At 32.2% G+C, this 16,070-nt stretch carries 15 protein-coding genes; 12 read left to right on the top strand and 3 right to left on the bottom strand.

The window, feature by feature from the left end; all coding sequences use genetic code 11:
* Both K324_RS15935 and K324_RS0101650 read left to right on the top strand, forming a co-directional pair.
* Nucleotides 1-199, top strand: a 199-nt coding sequence (locus K324_RS15935) for a hypothetical protein (protein ID WP_026747613.1), incomplete at its 5' end; no start/stop codon positions are given.
* 160 nt (nt 200-359) lie between these two features.
* The gene (locus tag K324_RS0101650) at nt 360-1,028 is read left to right on the top strand and encodes a methyltransferase (protein ID WP_036094950.1); all 669 of its coding nucleotides are present in this window, start codon (nt 360-362) and stop codon (nt 1,026-1,028) included.
* A 124-nt stretch (nt 1,029-1,152) separates the two neighbouring features.
* On the opposite strand, the gene tpx is transcribed toward K324_RS0101650, so the two are convergent.
* Together tpx and K324_RS0101640 are read right to left on the bottom strand one after the other, a co-directional pair.
* Nucleotides 1,153-1,671: a thiol peroxidase gene (tpx, locus tag K324_RS0101645; protein ID WP_026747611.1), complete on the bottom strand. Its 519-nt coding sequence runs from the start codon at nt 1,669-1,671 to the stop codon at nt 1,153-1,155.
* Between the two features lie 85 nt (nt 1,672-1,756).
* Entirely contained in the window at nt 1,757-2,131 is a 375-nt protein-coding gene (locus K324_RS0101640; protein WP_172618275.1) for an ArsR/SmtB family transcription factor, read from the bottom strand.
* A 252-nt stretch (nt 2,132-2,383) separates the two neighbouring features.
* On the opposite strand from K324_RS0101640, the gene K324_RS0101635 reads away from it, so the two are divergent.
* From K324_RS0101635 to K324_RS0101590, 10 genes are all read left to right on the top strand, one after another.
* Nucleotides 2,384-3,241: a hypothetical protein gene (locus K324_RS0101635; protein ID WP_026747609.1), complete on the top strand. Its 858-nt coding sequence runs from the start codon at nt 2,384-2,386 to the stop codon at nt 3,239-3,241.
* 345 nt (nt 3,242-3,586) lie between these two features.
* The gene (locus K324_RS0101630; RefSeq protein WP_026747608.1) at nt 3,587-4,564 is read left to right on the top strand and encodes an ABC transporter permease; all 978 of its coding nucleotides are present in this window, start codon (nt 3,587-3,589) and stop codon (nt 4,562-4,564) included.
* On the top strand, nt 4,564-5,529 hold the full coding sequence (locus K324_RS0101625; protein ID WP_026747607.1) for an ABC transporter permease: 966 nt from the start codon (nt 4,564-4,566) through the stop codon (nt 5,527-5,529). The genes K324_RS0101630 and K324_RS0101625 overlap by 1 nt, the downstream gene beginning before the upstream one ends.
* A 41-nt stretch (nt 5,530-5,570) precedes the next feature.
* Entirely contained in the window at nt 5,571-6,620 is a 1,050-nt protein-coding gene (locus K324_RS0101620) for an ABC transporter ATP-binding protein (protein ID WP_026747606.1), read from the top strand.
* A complete protein-coding gene (locus K324_RS0101615) occupies nt 6,620-7,570 on the top strand; it encodes an ABC transporter ATP-binding protein (protein WP_026747605.1) in 951 nt (316 codons plus the stop codon). The genes K324_RS0101620 and K324_RS0101615 overlap by 1 nt, the downstream gene beginning before the upstream one ends.
* Nucleotides 7,571-7,621: 51 nt before the next feature.
* A complete protein-coding gene (locus K324_RS0101610; protein WP_026747604.1) occupies nt 7,622-9,223 on the top strand; it encodes a peptide ABC transporter substrate-binding protein in 1,602 nt (533 codons plus the stop codon).
* A gap of 113 nt (nt 9,224-9,336) precedes the next feature.
* Nucleotides 9,337-10,926, top strand: coding sequence for a peptide ABC transporter substrate-binding protein (locus K324_RS0101605; protein ID WP_026747603.1), 1,590 nt, complete (start codon nt 9,337-9,339; stop codon nt 10,924-10,926).
* 68 nt (nt 10,927-10,994) lie between these two features.
* A complete protein-coding gene (locus K324_RS0101600; protein ID WP_026747602.1) occupies nt 10,995-12,584 on the top strand; it encodes a peptide ABC transporter substrate-binding protein in 1,590 nt (529 codons plus the stop codon).
* Between the two features lie 67 nt (nt 12,585-12,651).
* A complete protein-coding gene (locus K324_RS0101595; protein WP_026747601.1) occupies nt 12,652-14,238 on the top strand; it encodes a peptide ABC transporter substrate-binding protein in 1,587 nt (528 codons plus the stop codon).
* Nucleotides 14,239-14,390: 152 nt separating this feature from the next.
* Nucleotides 14,391-14,954 (top strand): D-glycero-alpha-D-manno-heptose-1,7-bisphosphate 7-phosphatase, encoded by a 564-nt coding sequence (locus K324_RS0101590; RefSeq protein ID WP_026747600.1) that lies wholly within the window; start codon nt 14,391-14,393, stop codon nt 14,952-14,954.
* A gap of 169 nt (nt 14,955-15,123) precedes the next feature.
* Here K324_RS0101590 and K324_RS0101585 read toward each other — a convergent pair whose 3' ends face one another.
* The gene (locus K324_RS0101585) at nt 15,124-15,639 is read right to left on the bottom strand and encodes a type III toxin-antitoxin system ToxN/AbiQ family toxin (protein WP_026747599.1); all 516 of its coding nucleotides are present in this window, start codon (nt 15,637-15,639) and stop codon (nt 15,124-15,126) included.
* Nucleotides 15,640-16,070 lie beyond the last annotated feature (431 nt).

The raw sequence follows: 16,070 nt of genomic DNA, 5'->3' as shown, positions 1-16,070 counted from the left end.
AGTCATTGTTAAATTGAAATTGAAAAACAGGCTGCAAGTTATCATTACAACAGAAGCAGTTGTGTTTGTCTTTAGAGACATCGATACCGATATAGAACATAAGAATACCACCTTTCAAAAAGAAAATATTGATACTGTAAAACCACAAACTCTTTGCGAATGTAACCTCGTTCTATATAAACCGTCAAGCGGTATCTAACTAATTAACAATTTAACAAAGAGACTGTGGCTAGAGCCTTTTTAAAACCATCAAGTGGTAGGAGGAGATTAACTAATCCACAGTATCTTAATAATAGTATATTACAAAATCCTTGAAGAGGGATGTAAAAAACTACAAATATATTATACGAGGAGTCAAAATGAGCTATATTGAAAATCTGGAAAGTGTCAATAAAAAGATGATTGTAAGGGAAAAAGGGCTAAAAATAACACAGGATGCCATTTTACTGTCTGAATTTATAAAAAAATATTTTGATACAAAATATAAAAACATAAAGAAGAAAAAAACATTTCTGGAAATTGGGGCAGGACAGGGAATAATTTCCCTATTGCTTTCTGAGATGGATATTATTTCAAAAATTTTTGCAATAGAAATACAAAAAGATATTTTTAAAATATTGGAAAAAAATATGGGAATAAATAATTTAGAAGAAAAAATAATGCCAATTAATGAAAATATAAAAAATATTAATGGAGAATATGATTTTATTTTTTCAAATCCTCCATATAAAAAAATAAATTCTGGAAAAATGCCGGAAGATGAAGCGGAGAAAATCAGTAAATATGAAGTTTTGCTTACATTAGAAGAGCTTTTTCAGGAAATAAGAAGGCTTTTAAAAAATTATGGGGAATTTTTTATAATTGTGCCGAATGACAGGCTAAATGATGTGTTTAGATATATTTATGCGAATAATATGAATATATTGAAAATTGAAGTTAATAAATATAAAAAAACGGATTTAGTGATTGTACATGGAAGAAAAGGGGGAAAAGTAAATTCTGGAATTGAAATTAATAATCAAATATAAAAAATATTTACCAAGAAACTGGAAAATAATAAAAAGGAATTATTTCTAATTTGATTAGTTATAATTCCTTAAATAAAATCTGTTGTTTAGTTTTTTTATATTTTTCCAGTTTAAAATAAAAAAACTATTTAGCTAATTCTTTTATTACTTTCAACGCTTTTTCATAATCTGGATGTTCTCCAACTTCTGATACATATTCCACATATCTTATAACACCATCTTTATCAACAATAACTGTTCCTCTTGACAACAGTCTCAACTCTTTTATTACAAAACCATATTTTGTCCCAAAATCCAACTCTCTATGATCTGATGCTGTCAAAGCGTTTGCAATCCCCTTATCTGCACAATATCTGCCAAGTGCAAAGGGTAAATCAGCCGAAATAGTTAATAATTGGACATCATCTCCAAAACTTGCCGCCTCCTGATTAAATCTTGCCAGCTGTAATGCACACACTCCTGTGTCAACTGATGGAAATACTGCTATTACCACAACTTTTCCTTTATAGTCGCTCAATTTCACTTCCTTTAGCTCGGGTGATAAAACTGTAAAGTCAGGTGCTGTATCACCGGCTTTTACTTCATTTCCCACAAGAGTTACTGGGTTTCCTTTAAATGTTACTTTATTTTTAATTTCTGTCATATTTTTATCTCCTTTACTTTTTTGTAATTATATCATATTTAATATTGTTTGTATAGCAAAATTATTTGACTTACAAATTTAAAGATTATCTTTTTTCCAGAATATGTGTCATCCCCTGCTCCACAATATGCTTTATATGCTCATCTTCCAGCGAATAATAGACAACTTTCCCTTCTTTTCTATGTTTTACAAATCTGCCCTGCTTCAATACCCGAAGCTGATGTGAAATAGCAGACTGTGTCATTTTCAACAGATTTGCAATATCATAAACACACATTTCCTCATGAAATAAGGCGCTTAATATCCTCATTCTCGTGGTATCTCCCAGTATCTTAAAAAAATCTGCCAAATCATATATAACTTCCTCTTCTGGCATTAATTTTTCCACTTTTTCCACAATTTCCTTATGAATAGCCTTTGTTTCATAATTTATATTTTCTTCTTCCATTATTTTAGCCATTTTCACTCCCAATTTTTGAAATATATGTTGTTATTATATCACGTATTTGAATTACTGCAAAATAAAACCTCCCCAGGGACAGAGAAAAGTAAATTGCAAGTGTAAATATCACTTTTATTAAATTTCATCTAAGATAAAAAAAAGTGAAAAACTGTTAAAAAGTTGTTATAATGTAATAAAATTACTTTTGTATTTTTACTAAAAAAGCTAAATATTTTAAAACGATAATTTTAATAAAAAAGGAGTGGACTTATGAAAAGAAATAAATGTAAATTATTAATTTTAGCCAGTATTATGGCAATTTCGATGGCGTCATTTGGACTTTCCAATAAAAACGTGGCAAAAATGCCTTCAAAACCTGATGCCATGGATACGAATAAGAAAGCTGGACTTACAATTTCAAAGGCGGAACTGGATGTTGTGGCTGAGAAGATTTTTAAGAATGAGGCTGGCGGAAAAAAGGAGGATCTTGTTTACTGGAATACAGGGGAAGATTTCCCATCGCTGGGAATTGGGCATTTTATTTGGTACAAACAGGGGCAGCGGGGAAGATTTGCAGAGAGTTTTCCGCAGCTTGTTGCGTATTATAGGAAGCATGATATAAAATTGCCTAAGATTGTTGAAGAAAACAGTTATTCGCCTTGGGAAAGCCGTGAGGAACTTTTTAAACTTAGAAGTATTGGAAATAAGGATATTGTCGAATTGATAAATTTCCTTTATAATACAAAGGCTATTCAAGTTTCGTTTATTTTTGAGCGACTTGAAAACTCGTTGGAGAAAATGTTGGAAATAGCGGATAATCCAGAAAATGTAAAAAAACAATTTTACCGTGTTGCACACTCTCCAAACGGGCTATATCCATTGATTGATTACGTGAATTTCAAAGGTGAAGGAACTTCCCGGACTGAAACTTACAACGGGGATGGCTGGGGACTTCTGCAAGTCTTGGAAAATATGAAAGGTACCGGCAGTGGGAAAGCGGCTCTTGAAGAATTTAGCGACTCTGCAAAATTCGTTCTTGAAAGACGTGTAAAAAACTCTGATCCTGCAAGAAACGAGAAAAAATGGCTGGCAGGATGGTTAAATCGTTGCAATACATATAAAAACTGAATTTGAATAGAAAACGTCTTATTGACAAAGCTGGAACTATAAATATGCCTGAATGGGAATAAGCAGTTTAACAGCACATAAATATAGCCATAACTTTTATTCTGAATCGAATTTTTTTATAAATAAACAAGTAGTCTAAATTTTTATATTTAATTTTAATATAAATTTAGGCTATTTTTTATATTGCTTGAAATTCAGTAAATATATTATATTTAGAGAACTATTATTTATCCATAAAAAAAATTAATAGTAAAAAAATACTCATTATAAACAAAATTGCTTGCAAAACTTACTGAATATAAGATATAATATAGGTATATAAAATTTTAGTGAAAGGAAGCGAGTATGAAAAATATTTTAAAGTTTTTAATTAAGAGAATCGCAATGGGGCTTGTAACGTTGTGGCTGGTTATTACTATTACATTCTTTCTGATACATATGTTACCGGGTGATCCGTTTCAAAGTGAAAAAGCGATTCCACCTAAAGTAAAGGAAAATCTAATGGCAAAATACCATTTGGATCGTCCACTTGGGGAACAGTATGTTGAATACCTGAAAAACATAGCAAAAGGGGATCTGGGGGCATCCATGAAAGTTCGGGGAAGAACTGTTAATGATGTTATTAAGAAAAGTTTTCTGACATCAGCAGATCTGGGAGCCAGATCTATTATCTTTGCATTGGCTTTAGGAATTCCACTTGGGATTGTCGCAGCTTTGAAAAGAGGAAAATATCAGGATAGGTTAGCGATGATTGTGGCAATAATTGGAATATCCGTACCGAGTTTTGTATTAGCGGGACTAATGCAGAAGTATTTTGTCGATATACATAATGGTATCTTAATCGATGAATATAATTTACCACTTGTAAGGATTTTGTTATCAGGATGGGACAGGCCTGAGAAAAAAATATTGCCGGTTGTTGCACTTGGACTTTACACAGTGGCATTGATTGCACGGTTATTAAGAGATAAGATGATCGAGGTAATGGGACAGGATTATATAAGATTGGCGATTGCAAAAGGGGTAAAACCAAAAAATATCGTTTTTAAACATGCTTTAAGAAATGCAATTTTACCAATTATTACAATAATGGGGCCGACAATTGCTGCGGTTCTGACAGGTTCATTTGTAATTGAAAAGATGTTTTCGATTCCAGGATTAGGAAAATACTTTGTAGACAGTATCAATGACAGGGATTACACGATGGTACTTGGAGTTACTGTGTTTTATGCGATATTCCTTATTATAATGATGATACTTGTTGATATTGTATACGTTATGGTTGATCCTAAAATTAAACTTGGAAAAGGAGATGAAATATAGTGGCAGAAAATATAAAAAAAATTATAACTGAAAATGATTATATCCCAACACCTGAAGATTTTAAAATCGTAGGTGCAGACACCACTCAAAGTGAAGAAATCTACAAACCAAGTTTAACATTCTGGCAGGATGGATGGAGAAGATTCAAGAAAAATAAATTAGCTTTATCGTTTTTAGGAATAACACTTATTTTCCTATTTTTAGCAATTTTTGGGCAAAGTTTGACAAAATATTCTTATAGAGCTCAGGATTTATCAGCTAAATTTTTAAGTCCAGCAAAGGGACTTGCAAAAGGGCATTATTTAGGAACGGATAACCTTGGACGTGACTTGTTTGCAAGACTTTCGCAAGGAATAAGAATTTCAATGGAACTATCCTTGATAACGGCTGCAATTTGTGTTGTTTTTGGAACAATTTATGGGGCTGTATCAGCATATTTTGGCGGAATTATTGATACCATAATGACTAGAATTGTGGAAATCTTATTAATCATTCCATCAATGATTTACATAATTTTATTAATGGTTGTAATGGGAAACAGTGTAAAAACAATAATTATTGCAATGTCATTGACAAGATGGCTAAACTATTCGCTGTTAGTGCGTGGAGAAGTGCTTAAAATTAAAGAAAATGAATTTGTACTGGCTTCAAAATCACTTGGCGGTAACTTTTTATGGATAACGTTGAAGCACTTAATCCCAAATACACTAAGTGTAATAATAATCAGACTTACAACAGACATACCAAACATTATCTTTACAGAAGCATTTTTAAGTTTCATCGGACTTGGAGTTCCAATTCCACAGGCATCACTTGGAAACTTGGTATTTGATGGTTTCGTAAATATGACTTCATATCCATATTTATTCATTATTCCATCAGTTGTAATTTCATTAATTACATTGGCATTCAATATTGTTGGAGATGCTTTAAATGACGCATTAAATCCAAAATTAAGAGATTAAAAATAAAAAACAATCCATATTAATACAGAGAGGATTAGAAAATGGGAAAAAAATTATTAGAAGTAAAGGACTTGAGTGTTTCTTTTAATACGTATGCCGGGGAAGTTCAGGCTCTTAGAGGGATCAGCTTTTCTGTGGATCGTGGGGAAACGCTTGCAATCGTTGGAGAGTCTGGTTCAGGAAAATCAGTTACTGTACAGACAATTATGAGATTAATACCAATGCCACCAGGAGAAATTAAAAATGGGGAAATACTTTTTGAAGGGGAAGATTTGGTAAAAGCTCCTATCGAAAGAATGAGAGAACTTCGTGGTGGAAAAATCGGGATGATATTTCAGGATCCTATGACATCGCTTAATCCAACGATTAAAGTTGGAAAACAGATTATGGAAGGAATCCTGATTCATAAAAATGTAACAAGGGAAGAGGCAAAACAGCAGGCTATCGAAATGCTTAGAAAAGTCGGGATCCCTAAACCGGAAGAAAGATTTCATCAGTATCCGCATGAGTTTTCTGGAGGAATGCGTCAAAGGGCGGTTATAGCCATTGCCCTTTCATGTGAGCCAGACTTGTTAATCTGTGATGAGCCAACAACGGCTTTAGACGTTACAATTCAGGCACAAATACTGGATTTGATAAATGAACTGAAAAAAGAATTAAACATTGCTGTAATACTTATAACACATGATTTGGGAGTAGTTGCCGAAACTGCTGACAGAGTGGTTGTTATGTATGCTGGAGAAAAACTGGAAGAAGCTCCTGTAAAGGAACTTTTCAAAAATCCAAAACATCCGTATACTTGGGGCCTTTTAAAATCCTTGCCAAGACTGGATATGAAAATTGGGGAAAAACTGGCTTCCATTCCAGGAACTCCTCCAGATTTGTTAAAACCGCCTGTGGGAGATCCGTTTGCGGCACGTTCTGAATATGCAATGAAAATTGACTATGAAAGAAAACCTCCAATGATTGACTTGGGGAACGGACATTTTGTAAAATCGTGGCTTTATGTTGCCGGTGCTCCAAAAATAAAATCTCCTTTTGAACAGGAAAATTCCCTAAAATCAGATAATATAGAAACGGAGGGGAAATAATGTCAGCTAATGAAAATAAAAAAGAAAAATTAATAGAAATGAAAAACTTAAAAAAATATTTTCCAATGAAAAAAAGACAAGTGCTAAAGGCTGTGGAAAATGTTACAATGGACATCTACAAAGGTGAAATTCTAAGTCTTGTTGGAGAATCAGGTTCTGGAAAAACTACACTTGGAAGAACTGTCAGCAGACTTTACTCAAAGACAAATGGGGATATTTTATTTAATGGAAAACCAATTGAAGATTATGGAAGAAAAGAATTTACAAAAAAAGTGCAAATGATATTTCAGGATCCGCAGGCTTCCCTTAATCCAAGAATGACTGTCGGAGATATTATTGCCGAAGGGATTGATATTCATAAACTGGCAACTTCAAAACAGGAAAGAATGGAAAGAGTTTACAGCCTTTTGGAAATTGTTGGGCTTAACAGGGAGCATGCCAGCCGTTTTCCACATGAATTTTCTGGAGGACAAAGACAGAGAATCGGGATTGCAAGGGCACTTGCAGTTAGTCCAGAAGTATTAGTGTGTGATGAGCCAATCTCGGCTCTGGATGTGTCAATTCAGGCACAAGTTGTAAATTTGCTGAAGGATTTGCAAAAGGAAAGAAACTTAACTTTATTATTTATCGCACACGACTTGTCAATGGTAAAATATATTTCAGACAGAGTGGCAGTTATGTATCGTGGAAAAGTGGTTGAACTGGGAACTCCAGAAGTTGTTTACAGCGATCCTGTCCACAGCTACACAAAATCACTTATTTCTGCCGTACCGATAGCAGATCCTGATTACAAGAAGACAACAAAAATTGATATGGATGAATCATATTTAAGAAGTCCAATGGGAGATGCCTCTGAAATAGGGATTATCCCTGAAACTCCCGAATTAACCGAATATAAGCCCGGACATTTTGTAGAAACTTCTTTCTTAAAGGAAAAAGGACTTATTTAATAAAAAAGCAACAAAAAAGTAAATAATAAATGATTTGGAAAGGAAGTATCTATGAAAAAAACTTTTTTAATATTTTGTTTAATTGTATCAATGCTTATAGTTTCTTGCGGAAAAAGTGCCAAACCTGCGGGAAATTCAGTATCGTTTAATATGGAAGCTGAGCCAACTTCATTGGATCCGCAACTTTTGACTGATATGAGTGGAATTTTTATTACAAGTATGACTTATGAAAGTCTTGTAAGATTAAATGATAAAAATGAAATTGTTCCTTCTGGAGCTGAAAGCTGGACTAAATCAGATGACGGAAAAGTATGGACATTTAAAATCAGACAAGGAATGAAATGGAGCAATGGGGATCCGCTTACTGCCAAAGACTATTTTAACGGTATCAAAAGAGGACTTGATCCTAAAACAGGCTCTGAATATTCAGTGCTTGCTTATTATATTGAAAATGCCGAAAATTACAACAATGGAACTTTGAAGGATTTTGGACAAGTTGGAATAAAAGCAAAAGATGATTATACACTTGAATTTACCTTATCAAAACCAGCTCCATTCTTCTTAAAGACATTAATTATGCCTGTCTACTTCCCAGTTAATGAAAAAGCATTGGCTGATAATGGGGAAGGATATGCAACAGAAGCTGGTAAATCTGTTTACAGCGGGCCGTTTATAATGGAAGAATGGGTACATGATAACAAAGTTGTTATGAAAAAAAATCCTAACTACTGGAATGCACAAAATATAAAGGTGGATACACTTACAGGTTTAATCGTAACTGATTTTGAAGCTGCTACAAACCTTTTTGAAAATAAAGAATTGGACTTGACAAAAATTTCAGTTGAAAAAATGGCAAACTTTGAAGGAAAACCTGAATTACATAAATTTCCTGATGGAAGAGTCTATTACTTAGGATTTAATACATCAAATCCTGTATTAAAGAATAAAAAGGTTAGACAGGCGCTATCACTTGCAATAGATAGAAAAGAATTAGTAAACAGCATCTTAAATGGTGCCGGAATTATTGGTTCTGGAATTGTTTCAAATGGAACAGTTGGTGAAAAAGGCGATTTCAGGGAAGAAGCTGGAGATTTGTTTGCAGAATTTGCAAATGTTAATGTGAAACAAGTGTTTGAAGAAGGGCTAAAAGAGTTAAATATGACTCCTGCACAAGTTAAATTGCATTTACTTGTGGATGAAAATGGAACTGGTAAAAAGGAAGCTGAATTTTATCAATCTCAATGGAAGGATAAATTAGGAATTGATGTGGAAGTGGAAGTTCTTACTAAAAAAGAAAGAATTGCACGTGCAAAAGCTGGAGAATTTGAAATTGTAAGATATGCCTGGGGGCCTGACTATGCCGATCCAATGACTTATCTGGAAATGTTCCATTCGAAAGTAAAAGATCTTAACTTTGCAAAATATGCGGATCCTAAATACGATGAACTGGTTGATCTAGCTAAAGTTAATCAAGATAACAAAACAAGAATGGATGCAATGAAACAGGCTGAAAAATTACTGTCTGATGATTTCAGATATTCTGTACTTTATTATGAAGTGGGAGTTTATTTGATAAATCCTAAGTTAAAAGGTGTTGTAATACGTTCTGTTGGAGATTCCATTGATTTTTATAATGCATCTATAACAAAATAATTTTTACATTTTCCACTAAAGCAGCAGCTATTTGGATGGATAACTAAGATTAATGATAAAATATTTTTAATTTTACTATTTTATTCTAGTAAAAGGAAAGAGGGAGTATGAGTATGAAAAAAATCTTATTAGTTTTGACAATATTAATGGCTTTTGTAATTTCTTGTGGAAAAAACGAGGATGCAGAAACTCTTAAATTGAATCTGAAGGAAGAGGGAAAATCTTATGATCCTCAGCTGGCAAATGATTCAACCAGTGAATTTGTTGATTCGCTTATTGCTGAAACATTAACTAGACAGGCAGAGGATGGAAAATCTCTTCCTGGTGTGGCAGAAAAATGGGAACACAATGAAAATTCAACAGTATGGACATTCCATTTGAGAAAAGATGCAAAATGGAGCAACGGTGATCCGATTACGGCAAAAGACTTTAAAGATGGCTGGGTTAGAGCATTAAATCCTGAAACCGCAGGAGAATACGCAGATAAATTATTTTACATAAAAAATGCAAAAGAATTTAATGCTGGACAGATTAAGGACGAAAATCAGCTGGGAATTAAAGTCGTTGACGACTATACGTTGGAAGTTACGTTGAATAACCCTCTTACATACTTTGATTCAATTGTAAGAATACAAACTTATGCTCCTCTGAACAAGAAGTTCTATGATAAAGTTGGAGAAAAATATATGACATCTCCTGAAACATCTATTTCATCTGGTGTCTATACAATAAAATCATGGACAAGGGATTCAGAAATTGTCTTTGAAAAAAATGAAAATTACTGGAATAAAGATAATATCAAGTTGAAATTTGTAAAAATATTATTCATAAACGACGCCAGTGCCAGTGTGAATGCCTTTAAAAATGGAGAAATTGACTCAACAAACATCTCTATCGAACAGGCTAAGGAATTTAAGAATGATAAACGTAAATTACTTACAAAAGACGGTTCTGTCTGGTATATGACATACAATATGAAAAATAAAGTGCTTGCAAATAAAAAAATTAGACAGGCATTGTCACTTGCGGTAGACAGGGAAAAATTAATTACAGATGTACTTGATAACACAGGAGAAGTGGCTTACACCTATACAACAAAAGGAGTAGGAATTACTGGCGTTTCAAAAGATTTCTCTGAAGAAGCGGGAAAAGTGTTCCCAGCTTATGATCCACAAAAAGCAAAACAACTACTAGCTGAAGGATTAAAGGAACTGGGATTACAAAAATTGCCTGATTTGACAATGATTTTCAATGATTCTGGAAACAATAAGGTTATTTCTGAATATATTCAGGAAAGTTTAAGAACAAACCTGGGAGTAAACCTTAAAATTGAAGGAATGACATTCCAGTCAAGACTGGATAAAATGCAGCATAGAGATTATGAAATCGCCCTTGCAGGCTACAACGGGGATTATAACGATGCAATTACTTATCTGGACAGATTCCTGACAAAAGACGGAAACAATTATTCAGATTACTCAAATCCACGTTACGACGAGCTTGTAAAAAAAGTTAAAAGTTCTGGAAATCAGGAAGAAAGAGTTAAAGATATGATTGAAATGGAAAAAATAATTGCCGAAGATATGCCTGTAGGATTACTTTATTACAGACAACATACAAAATTATTAAATCCAAAAGTCCACAATATCGTATTTAGCCCAATTGGAAAAGATTTTGTACTGGATAATACTTATATAAAATAATACACAAACTTATTTAATTTTTAAATTTAGATTATTAATATAAAATTTTGAAAGAGAGGAAAACTATCATGAAAAAAATATTAGTTTTATTAATGATGCTAATTGTCATCATTTCTTGTGGGAAAAGTGGTGGAAGCAGCAAAACATTCACATTAAATTTATCAGATGAGCCAAAATCTATTGATCCGCAATTATCAACAGACGTGCTAGGTGGAACTGTCGATGATCTTATAACGGAAGGATTGACTAGAAAAGGTAAGGATGGGACATTTGTACCAGGGCTTGCTGAAAAATGGGATAAATCTGCTGACGGACTTGTATGGACATTCCATTTAAGAGATGGAATAAAATGGAGCAACGGTGATCCAATTACTGCAAACGACTTTAAAAATGGATGGCTTCGTGCATTAAAACCTGAAACAGCTTCAGAATATGCTTATATGCTTTATGCAATAAAAAATGCCGAAAATTACAACAAGAAAAAAGGAACTGCTGAACAAGTTGGAATAAAAGTTATTGATGATAAGACTCTGGAAGTAACATTGGAAGCTCCAGTTCCATATTTTGACAGCCTGGTGGCATTTAAGACATATGCACCTCTAAATCAGAAATTCTTTGATGAAACAGGTGACAAATATTTTACAGAAGCTGATAAGACTGTATCTTCAGGAGCATATACTATGGAAAGCTGGACACATGGATCAGAAATGACATTCAAAAAAAATCCTAACTACTGGGATAATAGCAACGTAAACCTTGAAACTGTCGTATATAAAATAATTCCTGATAATAATTCAGCATTAAACGCATTTAATAACAAAGAAGTAGATGTAACTGCCATTACATCTGAACAGGCAAAAGGATTCAAGGACAATCCAAAAATGGTTTCTAAAAATGACGGTTCAGTATGGTATCTGCTATTTAACTTTAATAACAAGACATTGGCAAACTTGAAAATCAGAAAAGCACTTCTTATGGCAATCGACAGGGAAGGACTTGTAAATAATGTATTAAATGGATACGGAACAGCAGCAAAGACATTTGTTCCAAAAGGAATTGGGATAAAGGGGCTTAACGACAAAGACTTTACAGAAGGTGTTCCGACTTCAATACTTACATACAATCCTCAGGAAGCGAAAAAATTACTTGAAGAAGGACTGAAGGAAACAGGGGCAACTAAATTCCCTAGTATGTCTATGTTAATCAATGAAAGCGGAAACAACAAAGTTATCGCCGAATATATTCAAGAGCAATTAAGAAAAAATTTAGGCATTGAAATAGCGTTAGAAGCAATGACTGCTCAAGAAAGATTTTCAAGAATGAGTCAAAAAAACTTTGATCTAGTATTTGCAGGATGGTCTGGAGATTACCCTGACGCAATTACATACCTTGATTTATTTGAATCAACAGGTGGAAATAATCACGGTTCATACAAAAATCCTCAATACGATGCATTAGTTAAAACTGTAAGAAGTACAGCTGATCAAAATGTAAGAATTCCTGCACTTATGCAAATTGAAAAAATAATCGCAGAAGATGTACCAGTTGGTGTACTTTTCCACAGAGAAAAACAATATCTGGTTGATAAAAAAGTGAATGGAATTGGATTTACTCCAATTGGTGGAGAATTCTATTTTGGAAGTTTATCATTAAAATAACAACTATTTAGGGGTGTAACAGCCCCTTTGGCCAATTATTCTTGAAAAAAGAGGAGGAAACATATTAATGAAAAAATTGTTCTTTATATTGACATTACTGATGTTTGTACTTTCATGCGGAAATAAAAATGGAGGTAATGGCAGCACATTTACATTAAATATTGTTACAGAGCCAACTTCGATTGATCCTCAAATAACTACGGATATTCCAGGTGGGACTGTTGATGAATTGATTTTGGAAGGACTTCTGAGAAAAGACAAAACTGGAAAATCAGTAGCTGGACTTGCTGAAAAATGGGAAAAATCAGAAGACGGACTTGTATGGACGTTTCACTTAAGAGATGGAATAAAATGGAGCAATGGTGATCCAATTACTGCAAACGACTTTAAAGCGGGATGGCTTCGTGGATTAAACCCTGATACAGCAGCAGGTAATGCAAGTATGCTATTTGTAATAAAAAATGGAGAAAATTACAATGCAAAAAAAGTCTCAGAAAATGAAGTTGGAATAAAAGTTATTGATGATAAAACTTTACAAGTAACTTTGGAAGCACCTACTCCATATTTTGATGATTTAGTTACATTCAAGTCATTTATGCCGTTAAATCAGAAATATTATAATGAAGTAAAGGATAAATACTTTACAGAAGCTGAATACACAATTTCAAACGGGCCTTATACATTAGAAAGCTGGACTCATGATTCAGAATTAAAATTCAAGAAAAACCCTAATTACTGGGATGCAAAAAATGTAAAGACAGATAACGTTGTATTAAAGATAATTGCTACAGACTCAGCTGTAAATGCCTTTAAAAATAAAGAAGTTGATGTAACAGCCGTTACATTTGAACAGGCAAAAGAATTTGCTGGAAAAAAAGAACTTGTAAAAGCAGATGATGGTGGAATCTACTATTTACTATTCAACACAGGTGAAAATGTATTTAAAAACGCAAAAGTAAGACGAGCATTAACTATGGCAATAAACAGGGAAGAACTTGTAAATAAAGTTCTTGAAGGTTCTGAAAAAACTACTAAGGCATTCACTCCAAGTGGAATTGGATTAAATGGACTTGAAAAGGACTTTGCTTCTGAAGTTACAACTGATCAGCCTAAATTTAATGCAGAAGAAGCTAAGAAATTATTAGCAGAAGGCCTTAGGGAAGAAGGACTGTCAGAACTTCCAAGATTTGAAATTTTATTTAACGATACAGGAAGCAGAAAAGCCATTGCCGAATACATTCAAGAAAGTTTAAGAAATAACCTGGGTGCAAATGTTGAATTAGACGTTGTAAGCGGTAAGGAACGTATTGAAAGAACTAAAAAAAGGGATTACCAAATTTCCCTTATGAACTGGACTGGAGACTTCTTGGATCCAATTACATATTTAGATTTATTTGACAGCACAAACGCAAACAATCGTGGAGATTTCAAAAATGCAAGATATGACGAATTAACTAAAATTGTAAAAAGCTCTGCTGATCCAAAAGTAAGAGTTCCAGCAATGTTAGAAATGGAAAAACTTATCTCTGAAGAGCAGCCAGTTACAATCCTTTTCCAAAAACAAAAACTTTACTTAGTAAATCAAAAAGTTAAAAATCTAGGATTCGTATCAATTGGTGGAGAATTCTTTATTAGAGATGTTGTAATGAATTAACTTAATGTAATGTTTTATTAAATACATTTTACTATTTACAAAATTTAACAGAAAATTTTTCTAGTAAATTTTTTATAAATTTTAGTTATTTTAAGCACTACAATTAATATGACTAAATTAAAAATATAAAAAATAAGAGGAAATATAATTTTATGAAAAATAAATTTATCCTGCTGGATAGAGATGGTGTAATAAATGTGGAAAAATCATATTTATATAAAATCGAAGATTTTGAATATGAAAAAAATGTAATCGAAGGACTTAGGAAATTACATGATTTAGGCTATAAATTTGCGATTATAACAAATCAGGCGGGAATTGCGAGAGGCTATTACACAGAAGATGATTACTTAAACTTACAGAATTACATCGAAAAGGATTTGATAAAAAATGGTATAAAAATCGAAAAATCATATTTTTGTCCACATCATCCAAGCGTTGATGGAAAATACGGAATTGAATGTAACTGCCGAAAGCCAAATACTGGTAATTTTGAGCGGGCAATAGACGAATTTAATATTGATACAGAAAATTCCTTTATGATAGGTGATAAGACAACTGATTTAATTCCTGCGGAAAAATTGGGAATCACACCAGTTCTGGTAAAAACAGGCTATGGACTAAAAAGTCTTGAAAAATTAAAGAATACCAACTTAAATCCAATTGTTGCAAATGATATTCTGGATTTTGCAAAAATTCTAAAAAATAGAAAATAAATTTAAAAAGGGCATTATTCAAATTGTAATGTCCTTTTTGATTTATACTAAACCTCATTAAAAAATAGAAATTGTACTAATTACAAGAAATTTTAAATACTTGCTAAATCATATATAATTCAAAATTTATAAAATGTCTACTATATTAAACGAAGAACAGTATTAGTTATTATTTATTATATAATTTTGATTTTTCTTCCAAAAGTAAAAAATTCACAGTTTGATTTACATATCCAATGGAAAAATTTTTAATTTTTTGTCTATATAACGTATTTGCATATTTAATTATTAATTTTTTATTTGAATTTATAAAGTCTAATTGATCAAAAACTAAATTTTTATATTTTGTATCAATCTCATGATTTATATCGTATTCCTTAATAACTGATTTATCATACACAGGAACCATACTGCTCAACTTTATTTTTCCAAGTAAAGTTATTTCTCCTGATTTTGATTTAACAATTCTTACTATCGGAATAATAGATTTTCTTATAGCTCCATTTAAATAATCTGTTTGACTAGGTGATGACAAAGGTGCTATATAATCACAATCGTTAATTTTTAATAAAATTCCCAAATACTTTCTTGTATGTCTATATTTTTCCCCTAATCTATTTAATACTCTGTTATCAAAGGACTTTAAATAATCAAGGTAGCTATCACTTATTTCGTATAATTTCATTTCCCTCCCCTATATTTATAGAAAAAGCCACCATAAATGGTAGCTTTGAATTTACAACTCCTCACTTCTTGGTGGCGGATCACCTGAATTTACAACTCCTCGCTTCTTGGTGGTGGATCACCTGAATTTAATTATTTATCTCTTTAATTAATATTATCATTTTTTCAATAAAGATGTCAAGATTTTTTCTGTATTTAAAATTTTTATGAATATAATTGTTTTATAAAATCAAACTTATGTCTTTATAATAAATTTAATCTTTCATAGAATAATCTTTTAATTTAAAATTTATAAAAATCATTGACTTTTTGAAAAAATGTGGGATAATATTAATGTAGGGAAAAAATAATGTTGAATACAATTATAAACAATTCTATAGGTTAAATAATAAAGAATATGTATATTGAAGGTGAGATTACATAGACTTTCAA

The sequence above is a fragment of the Leptotrichia trevisanii DSM 22070 genome (assembly GCF_000482505.1).
Classification (GTDB): Bacteria; Fusobacteriota; Fusobacteriia; order Fusobacteriales; family Leptotrichiaceae; genus Leptotrichia; species Leptotrichia trevisanii.
This window is presented reverse-complemented; position numbering and strand designations above follow the sequence as displayed.